Raw genomic sequence first — 21,300 nt, forward strand, 5'->3', positions numbered from 1 at the left:
GAACGTTATGAAGCAATGGAAGATGATGGCCGCGCTTGCGGCGAGTTCGCTGTTGGTGTCGCTGAGCGTGCAGGCTGCGGCGCTGGACCAGTTCAAAACCTTTGCCGCGGGCACCAAGGCCGCGAAAGGCGAGTTCACGCAGAAGCAGGTCAAGACGGTCGATGGCGCCAGCAAAACCTCCAACTCCGCGTCGGGCACCTTTGTGTTCTCCCGTCCTGGCAAGTTCATCTGGTCGTATATGAAGCCTTACGAGCAGGTGCTGCAGGCCGACGGCGAGAAGCTTTATATCTACGACAAGGACCTGAATCAGGTAACGGTGAAGAAGCTGGGCGATGCGCTCGGTTCTTCGCCGGCAGCTATCCTGTTCGGCAGCAATGACCTGGACAAGAATTTCACGCTGTCGGAGGCAGGTACGCGCGATGGCATGGAATGGCTGAAGGCCGTGCCGAAGACCAAGGACAGCAGCTTCGAGCAGATCCTGATCGGCCTGCGCAACGGCCAGCCGGAAGCGATGGAGCTGAAAGACAACTTCGGCGCTACCTCGGTGCTCGCCTTCCAGAAATTTGAAAAGAATCCGGCGCTGAACGCGGGCTCTTTTAAATTCGTCATGCCAAAGGGCGCGGACGTCATCAATAATTAAGCATGGCCGACTTATTCTCCGCGGAGCCCCGCCAGCCGCTGGCTGAGGCGCTGCGTCCCAAGACCCTGGACGAAGTGATCGGCCAGGGTCATCTGCTGGGCGAAGGCAAGCCTCTGCGCCTCGCATTTCAGTCAGGCAAGCCGCATTCCATGATCCTGTGGGGGCCGCCGGGTGTGGGCAAAACCACGCTCGCCCGCCTTACCGCCAACGCTTTCGATGCCGCCTTTATCGCCTTGTCGGCCGTGTTTGCGGGCGTGAAGGATATCCGCGCCGCGATGGAGCAGGCGCAGCAGAACCTGGACCAGTACGGCCGCCATACCATCCTGTTCGTGGACGAGATTCACCGTTTCAACAAGGCCCAGCAGGACGCCTTGCTGCCTTTCGTTGAGTCCGGGCTAGTGACCTTCATCGGCGCCACCACGGAGAACCCCAGCTTCGAGGTCAACTCGGCATTGCTGTCGCGCGCCCAGGTCTATGTGCTGAAATCGCTGACCGACGAAGAAATGCGCCAGCTGCTGGCCAAGGCGCAGAAGGAAGCGCTGCACGACCTCGAATTCGAAGAAGTGGCCATCGACACGCTGGTCGGCTTTGCCGACGGCGATGCGCGCCGCTTCCTCAACCTGCTGGAGCAGGCCGATACGGCCGCCCGTTCGGCCCGCGTGCAAAAGATCGACGCGAAATTTGTCGAGAACGCGATGACGCTGAACGCGCGCCGCTTCGACAAGGGCGGCGACAATTTCTACGACCAGATTTCGGCCCTGCACAAATCGGTACGCGGCTCGCATCCGGATGCAGCGCTGTACTGGTTCTGCCGCATGATCGACGGTGGCGCCGATCCGCGCTATCTCGCGCGGCGCATCGTGCGCATGGCATGGGAAGACATCGGCCTGGCCGATCCGCGCGCGCTGACCATGGCCAACGATGCCGCCGCAACCTACGAGCGCCTGGGCTCACCGGAAGGCGAACTGGCACTGGGGCAGGCCGTGATCTACCTCGCCATCGCGGCGAAAAGCAACGCAGGCTACAACGCCTTCAACGCCGCCATGGCCTTCGTCAAGCGCGACAAGTCGCGCGAAGTACCGGTCCACCTGCGCAATGCACCGACCAAGCTGATGAAGGAACTGGGCCACGGCCACGACTACCGCTACGCCCACGACGAACCGCATGCCTACGCGGCAGGCGAAACCTATCTCCCCGAAGGCATGGCCGAACCGGGCTGGTACCAGCCCGTGCCCCGCGGCATCGAATCCAAAATCGCCGACAAGCTCGCCTGGCTCCGCGACCTCGATCGCCAAGCCCGCGAAGACTAAGTTCCCCCTACGGTTGGGCCCGCGACACCATGGGGCCAGGCCCCTCGTGTCGCGGAGGTCGAAACAATGGCCGAGTCCGCGACAAGTGGGGCCTGGCCCCAAGGTGTCGCGGACTCGGCTGTTGTTACTGGGTGCCCTTGCCGGTGACGGTCCAGTAGATGCCGCCCATGAGGTGGCCGAGGTATTGCGGGTCGCGGTACATTTCGCCGTTGTGGCCCAGCGTGGTCACGAATACGCGGCCTTGCTCGACCTTGTGGTGCCAGGCAATCGGGTGGTCCTTGCCCATCGGCTCGGAGACTTGTCCCGGCCAGATCTTGCGCGGGTCGTAGGTGGATTCGTCTACGCCCAGCACCGTGTTGATCCTGATGTTGTACGGGTTGCTCATGGTGTAGAACTCGTCGCTCCAGATCCAGCGCTCAGGCAGGCCGTAGGTGGCGGGGAAGCTTTTGTCGAGCACCGTGACTACGCCCGTTTGCAGCTTTGGGTGCACGCCGATGCGGCGGCCCACCAGCTTTTCATACCACGGCCAGTTGTCCGGCGGCGTGATCGCCGCGCGGTGCACCACGATCGCGTTGCCGCCGGCGCGCATGTAGTCTTCGAACTTGCGCCGCTGCGACGGGCTCAGTTCCTCGCCTGGCGTGTTCAGGAACATCACCGCCGCGTACTGTTTCAGGTCGCCGTCGAAATCCTGGGTCTTGTTGGTCCAGGTGAATTCGAAGGAGTGCAGCTTGGCCATCCGTTCGAGGCTGTCGCGCGCGATGGGGATGTATTCGTAGTGGTATTTGCCGGGCATGGCCAGCACCAGCAGCTTGAACTGGCTTTCGGCCCAGCTGTTCGGCGCGATCGCCATCGTGGCGGCCAGCGCGATGATCCATCGTTTCATCTTCTTGTCCTTTCCTATGGTGCGGGCACGCCTTCCGGCTTGCGGCCGTTGCGCGGTACCAGCCAGCCGCCGTCGGCCAGCCAGTCGCTCAGGCGGTCGGGCCAGTGCTGCAGCGAGATGCGTTCGCCGCGCTGGCCTACGTTGAAGGCATGGTCGGTGTCGGCGTACAGGTGCAGTTCGGCCGAAACCCCTGCCGCCACCAGCTGCTGGTACAAGGCGAGGGCGGGCGGCATGCAGCAGGTGTCGCGCGAGCCGGCTGCCAGGAAGGCCGGCGGTGCGTTCTTCACGTCCTTCGCCGGCACGCCCAGCGGGCCGGGATAGATCAGTACCTGGAAGTCGGGGCGGGCGCTCACCTGGTCGATGGCGTCGCGCTTGCCCTTCGCTTCAGACTCGGGATTGTCGGCCACCAACGATACGAGTTCGCCGCCCGCCGAGAAGCCCATGATGCCGATGCGCTGCGGGTCCACGCCGTATTCCGCCGCGTGCGCGCGTACCCAGCGTACGGCGCGGCGCAGGTCATTGGCGGCGTCGTTTTCGATGGAGTAGCTGGAACCCTGGTCGCGCGCGAGCCGGTATTTGAGCACGAATGCGGTTACGCCAATGCGGTTCAGGTTTTTCGCCGCCAGCATGCCTTCGTTCTGGAATACCAGCATGCGGTGGCCGCCGCCAGGCACCACTACCATGGCTGCTCCGTTGGCGTGGCGCGGGTCGGCTTTGAGAACGGTCAGCGATGGCGCATGCACGTTGCTGTAGTAGACGCCGTCCTGCACCTTTTCCGCTTCGGTGCGGCGCTGTTCGGAGCCCGGTGCGCCGTCCGGCCAGAGCTGCACGTTCGGCGGCGCAGGCTGCTGGGCCACGGCGTGCGCCGCAAGCACCGCGGCACAGAGGAAGAGGGCGGCCTTCATTGGCTGATCTCCGTCGAATAGAGCGAGTGATGCGTGAGGATGAACAGGGTGCGCTTGCCTGCACCGCCGAAGATTAGCTGCAGCGGGCGCTCCGGCACGTCGATACGGCCTTTCTGCTTGCCGTCCTGGCCGTAGATGAAGACCTGGCCGTTGGCCACATAGACGTCGCCATTCGGGCCAACAGCGGCGCTCTCGCCGCCACGGTCGGCCAGCTGTTTCAGGTCGGTGATGCCTCCGCCCTGCTGCACGATGCCGCTGAAGGTGCGGTTTTCGGAGCCGTTGGTGAACACCACGCGCTGGCCGGCAGGCGCGCTCACGAAGCCGTGCGTCTGCAGCGAGTCGGCCCAGCGGAAGCCCAGGTGGTCCGGCGGACCCTGGCGCAGCACGCGGTAGGCGGGCAGCACCAGGCTGCCGTCCGGCGACACGTATTCTTCCGTCTTCGGCAGTGCCACGTCGCGCGCGAACATCTCGGCCAGCGTGGTGAACTCGTAGGTATCGAAATCCAGCTGGTCCTTGAATTCGCCGTTCTGCCAGAAGTTGACAGGCACCGCGACACGCGCCTGCGGGCGCTGGGTCACCGGCGCCGGCTTGATCATCGTTACTTCATGGCCCGGCGTGCCGGGCTTGAAGGCATACACGCTGGCCTGCGGACCGTAGGAGGACATCACCATCACATTGCCGCTATTGTCGATGGCAAGGTTGACCGGGTCGAGCGGGGCATCGCGCACCACTACCAGGCCTTCGTCCTTCGACCAGCTGTAGATGCGCTTCCAGTGACGGTCCACGAAATACAGCTTGCCTTGCGCGTCCACGGCGGCGCCGGCGATCGAGTAGAAGCCGCCTTCGAGCTTGTCCACCTTGCCCAGCGCGGCCGGGGCGGTGCGCTGCTTGCCGCTGTAGTCGAACACGGCGAACTCGCGCTCGCGGATATCGATCTTGTTGCTCACGTCCCGGATCGAATTTTCGTAGGCGAACTTGCTGGCGCGCAGATAGGTAGTGCAGCCCTTGTCGTCGCAGGTGGCAAAGCCGCTCTCGCCGTTGACGTGCACGTTGCGGAAGCGGATGTCGCTGGAGTTCGTGATCGTCACCGCCGCCGGCATCGGCTTGTAGGAGCGGGTTACGCGGTAGCCGTGGTAGTTCGCGAACAGCAGGTTCTTCGAGTTGCGGATTTCGAGCGAGACCGAATCAGCGCCGTCGCGCACTTCTTCCTCGGTTTGCGGCGCCAGGAATTCCCAGTTCTCCACGCCATCGAGCACGATCTCGGCGCGGATATGGTGCTCGGCCGACAGCTCATACACCTTGCCCGGCGTCTTCGTATTGCTGACGTAGAAGCCTGCCTGCGCATAACCGCTCGGCGTCCACACGCCGCTGAAGGTGCCGCCGCCATTGTCCGTCACCCAGATGCTCGGATACTGTCGGTCCCAATGAGCCGTGGTGTCGAACTTGGCGTCCTTCTTATAAGGATCGCTGCGGCTGCCGTCATACAGGCGCGTGCCGTGGCCGCCCTGGATGCGCACATCGTCCACCAGCGAGTGTTCGCCGGCGCGCCACATCAGTGCCACTGCGCGCGGGTTCACTTCGCCCGTAGCGAGGCCGATGCCGGACACGATGGCGTCTCCGCCGCGGGCACTCTCCAGCAGCGGCACCGGCGCGCCAATACCGGCGAACTTCGTGGAACCGTTCGGAATCAGCAGCTGGGTCAGGCCCGGATGCAGCGCGATGATCACTGTGTCCGGCTTCATGCGGATGGTGTCGTTGACGACGTAGAAGCCCAGCGGCAGATACACCACGCGGCTGTTGTCGATGGCTTTCTGGACGGCTGCCGTATCGTCGGTAACGCCATCGCCGACGGCGCCGAATTTACGCACATTGGCCCATTCGCCGGTCGGTGGCAGCGGCCGCAGTGCACGTGCGGGCGTGGCTGCAGCGGGCAAGGTCGTGGTTTTGTAGTTGGTAGCGAACTGGCCCGGCTCGCCCATCTGCTTCAGCGTAAGACCGTAATTGAATTCATTCACCAGATAGTCGCGGCCCTTGCCCGGAAGGGTCTTGCCGCTGTCGCGGAAGCGCACGAAGGTCGGCACGTTGCGTGCGCGGGCCTGTTCGAAGCCGACCTGCGTATAAACGTTGTTCTCGTTGCTGACGATGAGCGCGGCCTTGCTCACGTTTTCGAAGCGCACGTCCTTGCCCCACAGCCAGTCACCGTAGCCGCGGTCGATCTCAACGCCCACAGGCGTATTGCGGATCTCCGTATTGACCATGGTGAGCCCGGCCTCATGCTCGCGGATTGCCGCATCGCGCTGGCCGTCGAAGCTCGAATCCATCAGCGTAAACTGCCAGGCCGGCGATGTTTTCTCGGACAGGATGCCGTAGCGGCCGCCGTAGAAGCGCAGGTTGTAGGCCACGTTGCCCACCTGGTAGACGCCGGCCAGGCCGGAGCCGATGTGGAAGTCGATGTGGCTCAGGTTCGAGTGCTGGGCCGTGTGCATGCGCACGCCGGCAGCGGCCGGATTGCCGTCCTTGATCTCGAAGTCCACGTTCGACAGGGCAGAATAGAAGGTGGAGGAATTCGCATTGCGCACGTTTTCGCTGAAGGGCACGGCGCTCGGCACCGGCATCGGCACCTTGCCCACGCTGTACTGGTCGCCGCCGGTGAAGATCACCATATTGGCTACGCCCTTCTGGAAGCCGGGCGTGTTCGGCGCCAGCAGCAGCACCGGACGCGTGGGACCCACGCCGTACACGCGCACGGCCAGCGGAATCAGGATGGAGCGGGTGATGCGGTAGCGCCCCGACGGCAGGAAGACCACGCCGCCTTCGCCTTTGTTGGCGGCGCGGTTGATGGCCTCCTGGATGGCGGCGCTGTCGTCCGCCTTGCCATCGCCCTTGGCGCGGACCACGACGGAGCGCGGGTCTTCAGGCATGCTCTGGTAGGCGGACTGCGAAGCTGCGGATGCTGCGGATGCGGCCAGCAGCGCCGCCAGGGCCAGCGCCGGGCGGGCAGGTAGTGTCAATTTCATTGTTTGTATCCTTATCAGACGAATAGCGACAGGAGCAGGACGAACAGCAGGCCGACCACGCCGACCAGGGTTTCCATCAGGGTCCAGGAGCGGAAGGTATCCCGCAGCGACAGGCCGAAATATTCCTTGAACATCCAGAAGCCGGAATCGTTCACATGGCTGCACATCAGGCTTCCGGCGCCGATGGCGAGCACCATCAGGTTCGGGTTCACGCCCGAGCTTTCCACCAGCGGCGCGACGATGCCGCCTGCCGTCACACCGGCCACCGTGGCCGAGCCGAGGCAGATGCGGATCAGCGTGGCCACCGACCAGCCCAGCACCAGCGGCGGCACCGGCAGGCTGGCCAGCTGCGCCCCCAGTTCCGCGCTCACGCCGGACACCACCAGCACCTGCTTGAGGGCGCCGGCGCCCGCGATGATGAGCAGGATGGGGGCGATTTCACGCATGGCGTCCGCCGGGCCCTGCATGAGCTGCGACAGCCGCCGGCCGCGCGCCAGGCCAAGCGTGAACAGCGCAATCACGTAAGACAGCAGCATCACGATCAGTGGATTGGACAGCAGCGGCAGCGCGCCATTCAGCTCCGGCCGGGCCGTTGTGATGAGCGTGGTCGCAGCCAGCAGCAGCACCGGCAGCAGGGCGGTGGCGAAGCTGTTGAAGGCGCCGGGCAGTTCGGATTCCGGCGCGGGCTCGCTGCGGAACATCGCGGCCGGTGCGGCCTCGATGCGCTTCAGGCTCATGGCGAACACCGGCCCGGCGATGATCAGCGTAGGCACACCGACCAGAATGCCGTACAGGAGCGTCGTGCCCATATCGGCATGAATCGCCGACACCAGCGCTACCGGGGAGGGGTGCGGCGGCAGGAAGCCGTGCGCAATCGATAAACCGGCCAGCAAAGGAATTGCCAGCGCCACTGCCGGCCGTCCCGACTGGTAAACCAGCGAGAAGATCAGCGGCACCAGCAGCACGAAGCCGACGTTGTAGTAGAGGGGAATGCCGACCACGAAGCCGGTGATGGTCAGCGCCACCGGCAGGCGCGATGGGCCGAGCGCCGCAATCAGGCAGGTGGCGATGCGCCGCGCGGCGCCGCTGTCGGCGATCAGCTTGCCGAACACCGCGCCGAGGCAGATCACCACCACCAGGGAGCCGAGCAGGTCGCCGATGCCCTTCTCGATCGCGCCGGGGATGCTGGCGGGCGGGACGCCCAGCAGCAAGGCGGCCGCCAGCGCTGCGGCCACGAAGGCCAGCAGCGGCGGCACCTTTCCCCACGCGATCAGGATGGTCAGCAGGCTGACCGCCAGCAGTACGGAAACGATGTTTCCCACGGCTGGCTCCCGTTACAGGCTGTAGCGCAGGCCCACGCGGTAGGTACGGCCAACCACGTCGTACAGCGCCGGGTTGATGCCGTAGCTCGCGTTGTTCTGCGGCGCGGCTTCCGGATCGCGGTCCGTCAGGTTGTCGATCTTGAAGTAGAACTGCAGCTGCTTCGAGAAGTTGTAGCTGCCGCCCAGGTCGAAGTAGGTCGCGCCCTTCATCTTGTTGCTGTAGATGGTCGGGTGGATGATGGTCGACGTCGGGCAGCCCGTTTGGCACTCGATGAAGTCATTACGGTAGACGCCATCGCTGATCCAGCGTTCGCTCAGGGTCAGGCTCAGCTTGTCATGATCCCAGGTCTGCTGCGCCAGCAGTTTCCACTTCGGCGTGTTGCTCATGTTCGAACCGGCGTTATCGACCGGAATCGTGCCCACCACGCCGGAATCGGTGATGTAGTGCAGGTTGCGGGTGGCCAGTGCGCGGAAGGTGAAGCGGCCCGGCAGGTTCAGCTTGTCGAGATTGGTGCGGTAGGAGGTCTCGATATCGAAGCCCTTGGTCTTCAGCGAAGCCAGGTTGAATGCCTGCAGCGTCACATAGTTGTTGCCTGGGCTGTTCAGCACCATGGCCGAGCAGATTTCCTGGTTGCCCGCTACGCACAGGTCCACTTCCTGCTGGATGGTCAGCGCCGAGATCACGCCTTTGACCTCGATGTCGAAGTAGTCCACCGAGGCCGAGAAGCCCGGCGCCCACTTCGGCTGGCTCAGCACGATACCGAAGGTGTTGTTACGGGCGACTTCAGGACGCAGGTTGGTGTTGCCGATGGTGCGTTCCTGTACGCTGATGGTGTTGCCCTGGTACTGCACCACGTTGTTCACGACCAGCGGCGCCGCATACAGCTCGCTCAGGTTAGGTGCGCGCACATCTTTCGAGGTCACGCCGCGCAGACGCAGGCCATCGACCGGCGTTTGCCAGGTAGCGCCCAGCTTCCAGCTGCCGATGCTGCCGGCGGTGCTGTACTTGGTTTCGCGGTCGGCCAGGTTCAGGTTGGCCTCGCCGAAGGTGGCGTTCTTGAACAGCGGTACGTTCAGTTCCACGTAAGCTTCGCGCACGCTGTATTCGCCCTTGCCGTTGTGGTAGTTACCGGCGTACCAGTTGTTGCCGATGCTGGTGTTCAGCAGCGGATCGACCGGGTAGTACTCGTTGTTCGGCGATTCCTGCCACACGCCGTTGCCATAGGCATCGCCGCGCACGCGGTATTTTTCACGGCGGTATTCGGCGCCGGTCGCGAGTGCGATCGGACCGGCCCAGCCTTCAAACACTTCGCCGTTGAGGTTGAAGCTGCCCACTTGCTGGCTCTGGGTGGTGCGCTGGCGCGGACCCTGTTCCGGCGCGATGTAGCGCCATGCAGCCATGTCCACCGGGTTGTTGCCGATGATGTTGAACGGTTTGCAGCCGGATGCACGCGCCACCGTGTTGCGGCAGGCGATGGTGCCGTCCGGCAGGCGCACCGCGTCAATGGCCGCGTTGTAGCGGGCATTGAGCGTGATGTCATGCACGTCGATATTGGTCTTGTTCTCGCCGTGCGTGACGTAGGCGTCATAGCGCCATTCCTTGCCGAATGCAGGGAACTTGCCTTCCGCACCCACCACGAAGCGGCGCTGCGTGCGTACCGGATGCACATTGATATTTTCCGGGAAGATGGCGTTGGCCGTGCCGTACTGGAAGCTGGTGATGTTGTTTTGCGCGCAGGCCGCCACAATCGACGCCGGCACGTAAGGGTTGCTGCACTGGATGGTCAGGTTGGCGTTCTTGGCCGCGCCCGGATTGGGCGAGAAGTGCGAGGCCACCTGGCCGAAGTTGGCGGTGAAATAGAGCGTATGGTCCGGTGTCAGGTCATAGGACACACGGGTATAAGCCACCTGGCGCTTGAATTCCATGGCCAGGTTGGTGCCCGCGCCCACGCTGCCGCTCAAGTCGCCGCCGATACAGAACGGGTTGATACAGTTGGTGACGGCGCCGGTGCCGGTCGGCTTGCCGTTCGAGCCGTACTGGAACTGATATGGCACGCCGCCATCGCCGAAGGCGGTGCCTTGCAGCGGGCCGCTGGTGATCAGGCCGTATTTGGAGTACTGGTATTGCTGCGCGTGTTTGATCACGCGGTATTGCGGCAGGCCGTCGTTGGTCTGCGCCAGCGGGCGCACCGAATAGGCAGGATTCTGGTACCAGGTGCGGCCGTTAGGACCCACTTCGCCGAAGCCGGGCGATTCGATGCCGTTCTCTTTGGTGAACTCGCCGCTCACGGTAACGTGCAGGCGGTCGTCCATAAAGCCGCGGCCCCAGGCAGCCTGCACGGTGGCGCCGCGGTCGTCGTCATACTTGGTCTGGCCGCCCTGCACATTGGCCTTGAAGCCGGTGAAGCGCTTGTCGGTGACGAAGTTGACCACGCCGCCAACTGCGTCCGAACCGTAGGAGGCCGAGGCGCCGCCCGTCACCACGTCCACGCGCTTGACCAGCAGCTGCGGGAACTGGCTGACGTCGGTAACGCCGGTGACGTTGGCGCCCACCACGCGCTGGCCGTCCAGCAGGGTCAGGGTCCGGATGGTGCCCAGGCCGCGCAGGCTGAGCGAGGACAGGCCCTGGATGCCGGAGCTGGTGCTGTTGGTGCTGGTGGTGCGGCCGGTGCTGCCCTGCAGTGCAGGCAGTTCGGTCAGGGTATTGAACAGGTTGGGCTTGGCCGCTTTCTCCAGGTCCGCGGTGGACAGGCTGGTAGTCGGCGTCGGCATGCTGAAGCCGCGCGCGGCGATGCGCGAGCCGGACACCGTGACCACGCTGCTCGGGGCTTCGGCGGCCGCAGGGGCCTGGGCTTCCGGCGCCGCGGTGGCGCTGGCGGCAGGCTGGGCCTGCTCCTGGGCCTGCGCTCCGGCCGCCAGCATATAGCAGGCGCTGGATACGGCCAGGCTGATTAAAGTTCGTTGAACGGGTTTACGCATTTCAGTCTCCTATTATTGCCATCTTCTTAGTGAAATCGGCGTGCCGCCTCGAAGCGGGGTGCTACGCCAGTCTTTACAACAGGGCGGGTGCGGACCCCCGCGGTCAAGCTTTACCGGTGATGCGGTCCACCAGCGTCGTTGGCGCCAGCGTGATGTCCAGGACCATGCCTGCTTCGTCGTCCTCCAGTGCCTCAAGAATGTCCAGCTGGCTGTCCAGCAGCGCAGGCGGCATGTAGTGGTCCACGCGCTGCTGCATGCGCGCTGCGATCAGGCCGCGCGGGCCGGACAGGTGCACGAACTGCAGCGCAGGGTCGGCCTCGCGCAGCAGGTCGCGGTAACGGCGTTTCAGTGCGGAGCAGGAAAGCACCAGCCCCTTGCCCTGTTCGCGCGCGCCCCGGATCTCGGCCGCCAGGGCGCGCAGCCAGCCGGCGCGGTCCTGGTCGTCGAGCGGAATGCCGGCTGACATCTTGGCCACATTGCTTTCGGGGTGAAAGGCGTCGCCTTCCAGGAAGGGCACGGCAAGGGTGGCCGCCAAGGCGGTGCCGATGGTGCTCTTGCCACACCCGCTGACGCCCATAACAACCCAGCGGGTCGCGCTAGGCGGGGTTGAATTGCTCGCTAATGTCATGTTTCTCTCTATGTCCGGGGTACTCTAGTTAGCGCTATCATTTACTTTTGCTAAGTTTTAAACAAGTTCGCTACTTTGTAAACATCCGATTTTCGCTGCAGCGCAGTGTGGAGGATCTGTCGTGGGGCGATTTCGCCCGGCGTTGCGCCAAGGAATAACGGGCTTTCACTCAGTGGAACAGGGTGCAGCACTGATAGCGCTATCAGTGCTGCGGTGCAGCATCGAATATTTGATGTGGTATTTACGACACGTGATTAACCATCAGTCCGCCGGGTAGCGCAGGCCGATCTGGCCGCGAATGCTGTCGAGCAGCGCCATCAGGCTCAGCGTTTCCTCGTGGCTCATCAGCGGATGTTCGATCCGGCCGGCACGCAGGCAATCGCCGGCAGCGATGGCCTCATGGGGGTAGCCGTTGCCGAGATAAGGCACGTCGACGACGCGCGAACTGCCGTCCTGCAGCGCGACGGTGAGCTGGGTGGCCATATGGAACATGCGGTGCATGCGTATGCTGCCTTTGGTGCCGGAGACGACCAGCTCGCAGGCTGAGCGGGCGCGCAGCGAGCAGCTGCACACGGAGAGCGTGCCGCCCTCATGTTTCATGGTGAAGGCGGTGCTCAGGTCAACGCCGGTTTCGCCGATGATGGCCTGGGCCTGCACCGAGCTCACCTTGCCCAGCAGGGCGCAGGCGATCGACAGCGGATAGATGCCAAGGTCCAGCAATGCGCCGCCGCCCAGTTCCAGTTTGTTCACCCGGTGCTCCGGGTCGGTGGTGGCCGAGATGCCGAAGTCGGCGTGCACCTGGCCTACGGCGCCGATCTCGCCGGAGCCGATGATACGGCGCACTTCGGCCAGGGCGGGCATGAAGCGGGTCCACATTGCTTCCATCAGGAAGAGATTACGGGCGCGTGCCAGGGCCACGATTTCCTCCGCCTCGCGCAGGTTCATCGCGAACGGTTTTTCGCACAGCACGGCCTTGCCGCCATGCAGGGCGAGCTTGGCATTCGCGGCATGCATGGGGTGGGGCGTGCCGATGTAGATGATGTCCACGTCCGGCGCCTGCGCCAGTTCTTCATAGGAGCCATAGGCCGCCGCAGCGCCAAACTCGCCGGCGAAGGACTGTGCGCTCTCTTTGGTGCGCGAGCCCACTGCTGCAAGTACTGCGCCCGGCACATCGCGCAGGCCGACGGCGAAGTCGTGTGCGATGCGGCCGGTGCCGAGAATTCCCCACCTGATCTGTTTTTCCATGTCCGTTCCGTTTGAATGCGCTGTGCGCGGAACCCGCACTATATACGCGAACGGATTAAGCGCGCACGGCGCTGCGGAAGGCCGCCGACAGGGCAGTCAGCGCCTGCTGCGGCCTGCCTTCCTTCACGCGCGTATGCAGCAGCACGGGCAAACGGGGCAGGGCAGGCAGCCGCAGTTTGCTGCCCACATCCACGGCGCCGAAAGGCAGCATGCGCGGGGCCAGCGCCGCGACGCCAAGGCCTGCCATCACGGCCGCCGTCACGGCCGCCACGCCGCCGCCAACGAAGGCCTGGCTCCAGGGAATCTCCGCTTCGTCCAGCAGCCTGCTCGACATCACACGCACACCGCAAGGTTCGGCCAGCGTCACGATGGGCAGCGGCTCGCCCGCGCGATACTGCCAGGCCGGGCCGGCGAACCATGCGAACTGCTCCTCGGCCAGCGTCTCGCCATCATCACGGCCGGTGTGCAGGCGGACGATGACCGTATCCAGTTCGCGCCGGTCGTAGCTTTGCAGCAGGTCGCAGGAGGAGCCGATGCGGATTTCGATCAGCAGCTGTGGATCCTGCGCATTCATGCGGGCGATGAGGGCAGGGAGTTCCGGCCCAGCCACGTGGTCGCTGATGCCGATGGTAAGGCGCTGCCGCGTGCTGACCAGCGCCGCCAGTGCGCGCTCGTGCACCTCCAGCAGCTCGCGCGCCGGTTCCAGGAAGGCGGCGCCCCGCGCCGACAATTCCACATAGCGCGGCGTGCGTTCGATCAGCCGGTAGCCCAGCTTGTCCTCCATGCGCTTGAGCTTCAGGCTGACGGCAGCCTGGGTGCTGCCCAGCACCTCGGCCGCCCGGGTGAAGCTGCCCAGTTCGGCAATACGGACGAAAGCTTCCACGGCATCCACATCCAGTGCGCGCTCAGTCATGGCTATTTGTAATGATTGATATGAGTGGAGATATCATATCAGAATGGATAGCATGAAGTCCTGAACAACTTTTATGGACCCATCATGCCGCTCTGCCACATCTCCCTCCGCGCCGGAAAGCCGGAAAGCTACCGCCAGGCCATCTTCAACCAGCTGGCCCGAGCCATGCACGAAACCTTCAATGTGCCGGAAGACGACCAGTTCATGGCCATCACCGAGCACGAGGCGGCCAGCTTCCGCTTCAGCACCACCTATCTGGGTGTTGCGCGCAGCGCCGACATCGTCTACATCCAGATCACGGCCAACAACACGCGCAGCATCGAGCAGAAGAAAGCCCTGTTCCGCCGCATCGCCGAACTTCTCGCGTACCAGCCCGGAATCCGCCCGGAAGACGTTTTCGTCAACCTGGTGGAAGTCGAAAAGGAGAATTGGTCCTTGGGGAATGGGCTGGCGCAGTACGCCTGAAGTTCAATCGACGATGAAGAGTTTCGCGCCCGTTGCGGTTGAGGAGCGGTGCGGTTCGGCGTTGTCGGCGACCTGGTAGCTCATGCCGGACCTGAGTACGAAACTGCGGCCGTCTTCCAGTTCGGTGTGCAGTTCGCCCTCGAGGCAGAGCAGGACGTGGCCTTTCACGCACCAGTGGTCGGCCAGGTAGCCCGGCGTGTATTCGACCATGCGCACGCGGACGTCGCCGAAGCGCTGTGTGCGCCCGAAGGCCTTGCCGGTGACGCCGGGGTGTTCGGTGGTTTCAATCCCTGCCCAATCGGTGGTGCCGAACGGGATGCCGCTCATCTGCATCCTTGCTCCTTCGCGTTATGATGGATATTTTGCCGGAGACCCGACCATGCACTTCCTTTTGTCCTATGAACTCGCCGACGACTACCTCCAGCGTCGCGAACTGTTCCGCGCCGATCATCTCGGGCTGGCCTGGCAGTACGTGGAGCGCGGCGAGCTGGTGCTGGGCGGCGCGGTTGGCGAACCGATCGAAAGCGCCATGCTGCTGTTCACGAGCGAGTCGCCCGCCGCGGCGGAAGCTTTCGCCAAAGCCGATCCTTATGTGCTGAACGGTATCGTGAAGAAGTGGACCGTGCGCAAATGGCACACGGTCGTCGGCGAAACGGCGAGCAATCCGCTGCGCTGATTCAATAGATGCAGTCGTCGCAGGGCGCCGGCTGCAGGCTGTGGCGGGTGTGGTCGCGCGCCTGCACCAGTCGGATATGGGCCTGGCGCAGCAGCTGCTGCATGCGCGACTGTTCGGCCGGTTCGCCGACGCGGATGCGGCCGTCGCCCACTGCTTCCACCAGGGTCAGGCCGTCGTTCGGCACCACGAATTGCTGGCCGGAGCGCAGCATGAAATCGGTGTGCTGGCCGTAGGCGGTAATCCAGGCCGTTCCCTCGATGCACTGCACGGTCTGGCCCTCGGCCTGTTCCAGGCGAAGCGGACGGTTCGGGGTGAGCTGGTATTCCATGGCGGCCTCCTGCGCTGTTGCAATGTCTCCAGAATAGCCAGCCGGCAGAAACCATAACAGATGCAGCAAAACGATATTGTTATGTGTACAGATGCACTTCCGCTACACTGTACTGGTCGAAAAAGAATGCCGCTGTACCTGTTCCGGCAGGCAGCGGCGGCGCGAGAATAGCGGGATGTCCATCAATCTGTACGAGCAGCTGGCCAATGAGCTGGACGCGCTGATCGCCCAGCGCATGTTTGCGCCCGGCGACAAGCTGCCGTCGATACGCCATCTGGCGCAGCAGAAGCGCCTGTCCGTCAGCACCGTGCTGCAGGCTTTGCGCCTGATGGAGGACCGGGGCCTGATCGAAGCCCGTCCGCAGGCCGGCTACTACGTGCGCCACCGCAGCCGCATGCTGGCGGCGCTGCCCGATCCCGAACCGCTGCGCGAGCCCGCCTATGTGGGCATTAACAATACCCTGATGCGCGTGCTCAAGGCGAACGAGTCGCCGCAGGTGGTGCACCTGGGCTCGGCCTGGCCGCCGGACGAGCTGCTGCCGATGCGGCGCGTGCAGAAGGCGGTGGCCTCGGTGGCGCGGCGCGACCCGGCGCTGCTGAGCAAGGTGAGCTGCTACGAAACCAATGAGCCGGCGTTCACGCGGCAGGTGGTGCGGCGCGCGCTGGACTGGGGCCAGCTGGATCCGGCCGAAATCGTCGTCACCAGCTCCTGCACCGAAGCCATCAGCCTGTGCCTGCGCGCCGTGGCCCAGCCGGGCGACACCATTGCCATCGAATCCGCGACCTATTTCGTGCTGCTGCAGCTGATCGAGAGCCTGGGCATGAAGGCGCTGGAGATTCCCACGCATCCGAAGACCGGGCCATCCATCGACGCGCTGGAGCTGGCGCTGGATGCGGGACTGGTGCAGGCCTGCCTTTTCATTCCCAATGCGAACAACCCGCTGGGCTGCATCATGCCCGACGAGAACAAGCGCCGCCTGGCCGCGCTGGTGGCGCGGCACAAGGTGCCGCTGATCGAAGACGATGTGTACCGCGACCTGTGCTTCACGGCCGAGCGCCCATGGCCGATCAAGGCCTACGATACGAGCGGCTACGTGCTGCTGTGCTCATCGTTCTCGAAAGCGGTGACGCCCGCTTCACGCGTGGGCTATGTGGCGGCCGGGCGCTGGGCGCAGGAAGTGGCGCTGCTCAAGATGGTGTCCAGCGGCTCTACCAGCCAGTTCTTCCAGGCCGTGCTGGCCGATTTCCTGAACGGCAGCAGCTACGATATCCAGGTGCGCAAGATGCGGCGGGTGCTGGCGCAGCGCATCGCCCGCATGTCGGACGCGGTCTGCGCGCATTTCCCCTCCGATTGTTCGGTCAGCGAGCCGCAGGGCGGTTTTGTGCTGTGGGTGCAGATGCCGCAGCAGGTGGATGCGCTCGCCCTGCATGAGGAAGCGGTAGCGAAAGGCGTGGCCTTCGTGCCCGGTCCGCTGTTCTCGGCCAGCGGTAAATTCGCCAACTATCTCCGCCTTAACTGCGGCAACGCCTGGAGCGACGAGATCGAACGCGCGGTCGCGCGCCTGGGGCAGCTGGTCCAGCGCCATGCCGAGGAGGGCTCCCCGGATATGGGCCGCGCCGCCTGATCGATCGGCTTCGGCGCCGCCTTTTTGCATTTCATTCCGCGTTTTCTGCGCCTTGTCGCACACCGCTCGCGGTGCATAGGGCCTTTAGGTACAGTGTAACCATGCAAGCAGCACTTAACACTGACCTGAAGGAGAACATCATGAATGCCACCAAACACATGGAAGCCATCTTCCTCGCAGCCGCCCTGATCGGCGGTGTATTCAGCTTCGCTACCGTGAGCGAAAAGCCGCTGGACGTGGCGGCCGACCGCGCAGTGATGAGCGCCCAGCAAACCGAAATGCCGGTGGTGCACGTGGCCGCCAAACGCCTGAGCGCCGCCGAAAAAGCCGCCCTGATCTGAGCCGGAACGCCGGAGGGCGCAAAACTCGCGGCTGCAGGAGCTGGTCTTGGTACAATTGTGGTTTCGACATAGCCGCATGACCCCATGATTGACATCCAACTGCTCCGTAAAGACATTGATACCGTCGCCGCCAAACTGGCGACCCGCAAGTTCCAGCTGGACGTGGCCGGCTTCAACGCCCTCGAAGGCGAGCGCAAGGCGATCCAGACCCGTACCGAAGAACTGCAGGGCAAGCGCAATTCGCTGTCCAAGCAAATCGGTATGATGAAGGGCAAGGGCGAAGACACTACCGCCGTCATGGCCGAAGTAGCAGGCCTGGGCGATGAGCTCAAGAACAATGAACAGGCGCTGGCCGTGGTGCAGGAGAAGCTGGGCGCTTTCCTGCAGGCCGTGCCGAACCTGCCGCACGAATCCGTGCCCGTGGGTACCGATGAAACGGGCAATGTCGAAGTGCGCAAAGTGGGTACCCCGCGCAGCTTCGATTTCGAGATCAAGGATCACGTCGACGTGGGCGCGCCGCTGGGCCTCGACTTCGACACCGCCACCAAGCTGACCGGCTCGCGTTTCTCCGTCATGAAAGGCGGCATCGCACGCCTGCACCGCGCCCTCGCGCAGTTCATGCTCGATACGCACACCGACAAGCATGGCTACACCGAGTGCTACACGCCATATATGGTGAACGCCGAGTCCCTGCTGGGCACCGGCCAGCTGCCGAAGTTCGAAGCCGACCTGTTCTCGGTGAAGAAGGGCGGCGCGGAAGGCGAGGGCGAGACCTTCTACCTGATCCCGACCTCGGAAGTGTCGCTGACCAATATCGTGCGCGACGAAATCGTGGCGGCCGACACGCTGCCGCTGCGCATGACGGCGCACACGCCATGCTTCCGTTCCGAAGCGGGCAGCTACGGCCGCGACACGCGCGGCATGATCCGCCAGCACCAGTTCGACAAGGTCGAGATGGTGCAGGTGGTGCATCCGGAGAAATCGTATGAAGCGCTGGAAGAGATGGTCGGCCATGCCGAAACCATCCTGCAGCAGCTTGGCCTGCCGTACCGCGTGATGTCGCTGTGCACGGGCGACATGGGCTTCGGCGCCGCCAAGACCTACGACCTGGAAGTGTGGCTGCCGGCGCAGAACACCTACCGCGAGATCTCGTCCCTGTCGAACTGCGAAGCCTTCCAGGCCCGCCGCATGCAGGCGCGCTTCCGCAATGCGCAGGGCAAGCCTGAACTGCTGCACACCCTGAACGGTTCCGGCCTGGCCGTGGGCCGCACCCTGGTGGCCGTGCTGGAGAACTACCAGCAGGCCGACGGCAGCGTGGAAATTCCCGCAGTGCTGCAGCCTTATATGGGCGGTCTCACGAAGCTCTCGGCTTAATGCAAAAATGCCCTTCCATTTTCTGGAAGGGCTGCTATAATGCTGGTCTTCCGCAGCAGTAAGCGGAAAATGTGAGTCACACAGACCAACGTACAGAACACCTGGAGAGGTGGCAGAGTGGTCGAATGTACCTGACTCGAAATCAGGCGTAGGGTGTCCCCCTACCGTGGGTTCGAATCCCACCCTCTCCGCCAGTATGACGAAACCCGTTTCCTGAAAAGGAAGCGGGTTTTTGTTTTGCGCCTTATTTTCCATTAAAATATACAGCGTATAAATACTGGGGGACATATGATTACGGGACATGTTTTTATTGCTGCCAGCCTTGATGGCTATATCGCCCGCGCTGATGGCGATATCGAATGGCTCCTCGCGCGCGACGATCCGTCCGAAGACCATGGTTTCAATGACTTCATCGCCGACAAGGACGTGATCGTGATGGGCCGGGGCAGCTATGAGAAGGTGGCGACTTTCGATGCCTGGCCTTATGGGCTGCCGGTGCTGGTGTTGTCGCGGCAGCTTGCAGGAACGCCGGTGCCCGCGTCGCTGCAAGGCAAGGTGCGCTTTGCCGCACTGTCCCCGAGGGAGGCAATGGAGGAGCTGGCGCGGCAAGGCGCGCGGCGCGCATATGTTGACGGCGGCCAGCTGGTGCAATCCTTCCTGCGCGAGGGCTTGATCGCAGACATGGTCATCACCACCGTACCGGTGCTGATCGGGGCAGGCCGCCCGCTGTTCGGTGCGCTGCCGGAGGACCGCAGCCTCACGCTGACGGCGAGCCGCAGCTTCCCGTCCGGCCTTGTGCAATCCAGCTATCGCCTGCAATGAACAAGCCGCGCGGGCGCCCGGTGCGCGGCGATGGCATGACGCGCGGGCAGATTCTCGATGCTGCCTTGCTGTTGCTGGAGGAGGGGCAGGGGCTTTCGATGCGGGCGCTGGCGACGCGGCTGAATGTGACCCCGATGAGCCTTTATCATCACGTGAGCGATCACGCCGGGCTGCTGCGTGCGATTTCGGACCGGGTCTATGCTGCGGTACTTGCCGCGGATGCTGCTGACGAAGATCCGGCCACGCGGATCCGGACCTTGCTGGTCCGCTATCACGGCGCGGTGAAGGACTACCCGCAGCTTACGCTGGCCATTTTCGCCCAGCCCGCAGCCTTCGCGGGAACGACGCGCGACATCACGGACCGGCTGATTGCCTTGCTCGGGATGCTGACGAAGGAAGCGGTGCTCTGGCTCGAAATCCTGGTTGACCATGCGCACGGCAATGCGCTGGCATTCCATGCGCTGCGTGATCATCCGCAGCAGGCTGCGTCGATGCAGTCACGCTACCTGGAGGCGCTTGACCAGCTGCTGGCGAGGCTGGCCTGAGCCCATCGGGCGGCCTCCGAACCTATCCTGGTGGATGCTGTCAGCCGCCTTTTGCGTAGAGTTCATCGATGCGCCGGATGATCTTGTTGCTCAAGTCGATCGCGGCCTGATAGCGTTCGTACAGTTGAGGATAAGTCGCCATGTCGCGCAGAAGGCGTTTGCCGTTGGCGCTCGTCAGTGCGTGATAGCGCTGTTCCGGGGCGTCCCCGTGCGCCAGGGACGCGTCAAGATAATTGAGCAGCCTTGCATGTTTTCTGAGCCATCCGCCTTCCGATCTGTTGATTGCGGCGTGGTTGGATTCATGCAGCGTCAGGACGTCGTTGAGCAGCTCTTCATCTTCAATATTGATCAGTTTGCCGCTCGATTTGAATCCTTCGAAGCGACTGTTCACGGGAACGAAGTAGGCGTTGCCGAAGATTGCGTCGTAGCGATGCGCGAGCTTGTCGAAATCGGGCGGGGCTTTTACATCGAGGGCTGCCAGATATCGGTAGTTGGCGTCAAAAGCCTGGTATTGTTTCGTGAGGCCTTGCAGCTGGGCGACGTTGCGCGTCAAGTCGGACTTCAGGCCGAGCAGGAATGTCCTGACCTGCCTTTGCTCGTGGCGATGCTCGCTCATACTGTGGAACCAGATGCTGATGCTGACCGCGAATACGATCACTGCGATTTCGAACACGATCTCACGCAGTTTTTGCATCAGCGGGTATTCCGTCGACCACGCGAGCTGGATGAATTTTTTGCCGTGCTTCGCTACTTCGAGTTCTGCCATTTGCTTCCCCGTCTTGTCCTTCAATTTTTCATTGCCGAGGCTTAAATTATTGAGCGGCGGGAAATATTCCCGGCCGCCGCTGGCGGCACGTTCGCAGGTAGACCGAGGACGGCGCATGTTGCCTGTGCTGCACGCCCCCGGCATGCGTGGACAAAACCGCGGCAAGGGTGAGGCGGCGTATGTCCGATAGGATGAGCCGCTTTCACTGATCAAAATCCAGCTATTGTAGAAAGCTGCAGCAGGCCATGGCTGCCAATCGGGGCGAACAAAGCGCCACCCGGCGCACCAGGCGCCGCAAGGGCGGGCAAGTAGCGGGACGAGGACGAGCGGTCGGACTCGAAGTGCGGCGCAAACCGGCCAACGTCGAACAGGCGTGCCAGCAGGGCCTGCGCCTGAGTGCCGGGTGGGCGGAAGCCCTACCGCAACGGCGCAACTTCGTCCCATGTTTGCGGTGGCAGGATTGTACGGGGATTTGGCACTTTCTTTCGCTTCGCAAGTTCTACCATTGGCCGTCGCT

Annotated in this window: 20 protein-coding genes and 1 tRNA gene; 10 read left to right on the forward strand and 11 right to left on the reverse strand. The window is 63.6% G+C overall.

Annotated features, from left to right (window positions below; genetic code table 11):
- Positions 1-7 precede the first annotated feature (7 nt).
- Together lolA and ACJRPG_RS05640 are read left to right on the forward strand one after the other, a co-directional pair.
- A complete protein-coding gene (lolA, locus tag ACJRPG_RS05635) occupies positions 8-640 on the forward strand; it encodes an outer membrane lipoprotein chaperone LolA (protein ID WP_407999060.1) in 633 nt (210 codons plus the stop codon).
- Between the two features lie 2 nt (positions 641-642).
- Positions 643-1,950 carry a replication-associated recombination protein A gene (locus ACJRPG_RS05640; protein WP_407999061.1) on the forward strand — a complete coding sequence of 436 codons (1,308 nt, stop codon included), beginning with the start codon at positions 643-645 and terminating at the stop codon, positions 1,948-1,950.
- A 124-nt stretch (positions 1,951-2,074) separates the two neighbouring features.
- Here the strand turns inward: ACJRPG_RS05640 and ACJRPG_RS05645 are convergent, their stop codons facing one another.
- The 8 genes from ACJRPG_RS05645 to ACJRPG_RS05680 all read right to left on the reverse strand — a co-directional run bounded on the left by ACJRPG_RS05645 (position 2,075) and on the right by ACJRPG_RS05680 (position 13,842).
- A complete protein-coding gene (locus ACJRPG_RS05645; protein WP_407999062.1) occupies positions 2,075-2,833 on the reverse strand; it encodes a ThuA domain-containing protein in 759 nt (252 codons plus the stop codon).
- A gap of 14 nt (positions 2,834-2,847) precedes the next feature.
- Entirely contained in the window at positions 2,848-3,738 is an 891-nt protein-coding gene (locus tag ACJRPG_RS05650) for an alpha/beta hydrolase (protein WP_407999063.1), read from the reverse strand.
- The gene (locus ACJRPG_RS05655) at positions 3,735-6,755 is read right to left on the reverse strand and encodes a glycosyl hydrolase family 28-related protein (RefSeq protein ID WP_407999064.1); all 3,021 of its coding nucleotides are present in this window, start codon (positions 6,753-6,755) and stop codon (positions 3,735-3,737) included. Before ACJRPG_RS05655 ends, ACJRPG_RS05650 begins: the two co-directional genes overlap by 4 nt.
- Positions 6,756-6,769: 14 nt before the next feature.
- A complete protein-coding gene (locus ACJRPG_RS05660) occupies positions 6,770-8,077 on the reverse strand; it encodes a gluconate:H+ symporter (protein ID WP_407999065.1) in 1,308 nt (435 codons plus the stop codon).
- Positions 8,078-8,089: 12 nt separating this feature from the next.
- The gene (locus ACJRPG_RS05665) at positions 8,090-11,056 is read right to left on the reverse strand and encodes a TonB-dependent receptor domain-containing protein (protein WP_407999066.1); all 2,967 of its coding nucleotides are present in this window, start codon (positions 11,054-11,056) and stop codon (positions 8,090-8,092) included.
- Between the two features lie 103 nt (positions 11,057-11,159).
- Positions 11,160-11,633, reverse strand: coding sequence for a gluconokinase (locus tag ACJRPG_RS05670; protein ID WP_407999067.1), 474 nt, complete (start codon positions 11,631-11,633; stop codon positions 11,160-11,162).
- Between the two features lie 312 nt (positions 11,634-11,945).
- Positions 11,946-12,929 (reverse strand): Gfo/Idh/MocA family protein, encoded by a 984-nt coding sequence (locus ACJRPG_RS05675; RefSeq protein ID WP_407999068.1) that lies wholly within the window; start codon positions 12,927-12,929, stop codon positions 11,946-11,948.
- Between the two features lie 55 nt (positions 12,930-12,984).
- Entirely contained in the window at positions 12,985-13,842 is an 858-nt protein-coding gene (locus tag ACJRPG_RS05680) for a LysR family transcriptional regulator (RefSeq protein WP_407999069.1), read from the reverse strand.
- A gap of 84 nt (positions 13,843-13,926) precedes the next feature.
- Between ACJRPG_RS05680 and ACJRPG_RS05685 the strand changes: the two genes are divergently transcribed.
- Positions 13,927-14,307 carry a tautomerase family protein gene (locus tag ACJRPG_RS05685; protein ID WP_407999070.1) on the forward strand — a complete coding sequence of 127 codons (381 nt, stop codon included), beginning with the start codon at positions 13,927-13,929 and terminating at the stop codon, positions 14,305-14,307.
- A 3-nt stretch (positions 14,308-14,310) separates the two neighbouring features.
- Here ACJRPG_RS05685 and ACJRPG_RS05690 read toward each other — a convergent pair whose 3' ends face one another.
- Positions 14,311-14,640: a DHCW motif cupin fold protein gene (locus tag ACJRPG_RS05690; protein WP_407999071.1), complete on the reverse strand. Its 330-nt coding sequence runs from the start codon at positions 14,638-14,640 to the stop codon at positions 14,311-14,313.
- Positions 14,641-14,686: 46 nt separating this feature from the next.
- Between ACJRPG_RS05690 and ACJRPG_RS05695 the strand changes: the two genes are divergently transcribed.
- On the forward strand, positions 14,687-14,983 hold the full coding sequence (locus ACJRPG_RS05695) for a YciI-like protein (protein ID WP_407999072.1): 297 nt from the start codon (positions 14,687-14,689) through the stop codon (positions 14,981-14,983).
- Position 14,984: 1 nt separating this feature from the next.
- On the opposite strand, the gene ACJRPG_RS05700 is transcribed toward ACJRPG_RS05695, so the two are convergent.
- Positions 14,985-15,311, reverse strand: a complete 327-nt coding sequence (locus ACJRPG_RS05700; protein WP_407999073.1) for a DUF2917 domain-containing protein — start codon at positions 15,309-15,311, stop codon at positions 14,985-14,987.
- A gap of 175 nt (positions 15,312-15,486) precedes the next feature.
- On the opposite strand from ACJRPG_RS05700, the gene ACJRPG_RS05705 reads away from it, so the two are divergent.
- From ACJRPG_RS05705 to ACJRPG_RS05730, 6 genes are all read left to right on the forward strand, one after another.
- Complete coding sequence (locus ACJRPG_RS05705; protein ID WP_407999074.1) at positions 15,487-16,935, forward strand: aminotransferase-like domain-containing protein; 1,449 nt, start codon at positions 15,487-15,489, stop codon at positions 16,933-16,935.
- 140 nt (positions 16,936-17,075) lie between these two features.
- Entirely contained in the window at positions 17,076-17,276 is a 201-nt protein-coding gene (locus tag ACJRPG_RS05710) for a hypothetical protein (protein ID WP_407999075.1), read from the forward strand.
- Positions 17,277-17,360: 84 nt separating this feature from the next.
- The gene (gene serS, locus ACJRPG_RS05715) at positions 17,361-18,650 is read left to right on the forward strand and encodes a serine--tRNA ligase (protein WP_407999076.1); all 1,290 of its coding nucleotides are present in this window, start codon (positions 17,361-17,363) and stop codon (positions 18,648-18,650) included.
- Between the two features lie 103 nt (positions 18,651-18,753).
- Positions 18,754-18,844 (forward strand) — tRNA-Ser (locus tag ACJRPG_RS05720).
- A gap of 94 nt (positions 18,845-18,938) precedes the next feature.
- Positions 18,939-19,472 carry a dihydrofolate reductase family protein gene (locus ACJRPG_RS05725; RefSeq protein WP_407999077.1) on the forward strand — a complete coding sequence of 178 codons (534 nt, stop codon included), beginning with the start codon at positions 18,939-18,941 and terminating at the stop codon, positions 19,470-19,472.
- A complete protein-coding gene (locus ACJRPG_RS05730; protein WP_407999078.1) occupies positions 19,469-20,017 on the forward strand; it encodes a TetR/AcrR family transcriptional regulator in 549 nt (182 codons plus the stop codon). The genes ACJRPG_RS05725 and ACJRPG_RS05730 overlap by 4 nt, the downstream gene beginning before the upstream one ends.
- Positions 20,018-20,057: 40 nt before the next feature.
- On the opposite strand, the gene ACJRPG_RS05735 is transcribed toward ACJRPG_RS05730, so the two are convergent.
- Positions 20,058-20,900, reverse strand: coding sequence for a hypothetical protein (locus ACJRPG_RS05735; protein WP_407999079.1), 843 nt, complete (start codon positions 20,898-20,900; stop codon positions 20,058-20,060).
- Between the last annotated feature and the right edge of the window lie 400 nt (positions 20,901-21,300).

Origin of the sequence: Pseudoduganella rhizocola (genome assembly GCF_045984285.3) — a bacterium.
Taxonomy (GTDB): domain Bacteria; phylum Pseudomonadota; class Gammaproteobacteria; order Burkholderiales; family Burkholderiaceae_D; genus Rugamonas.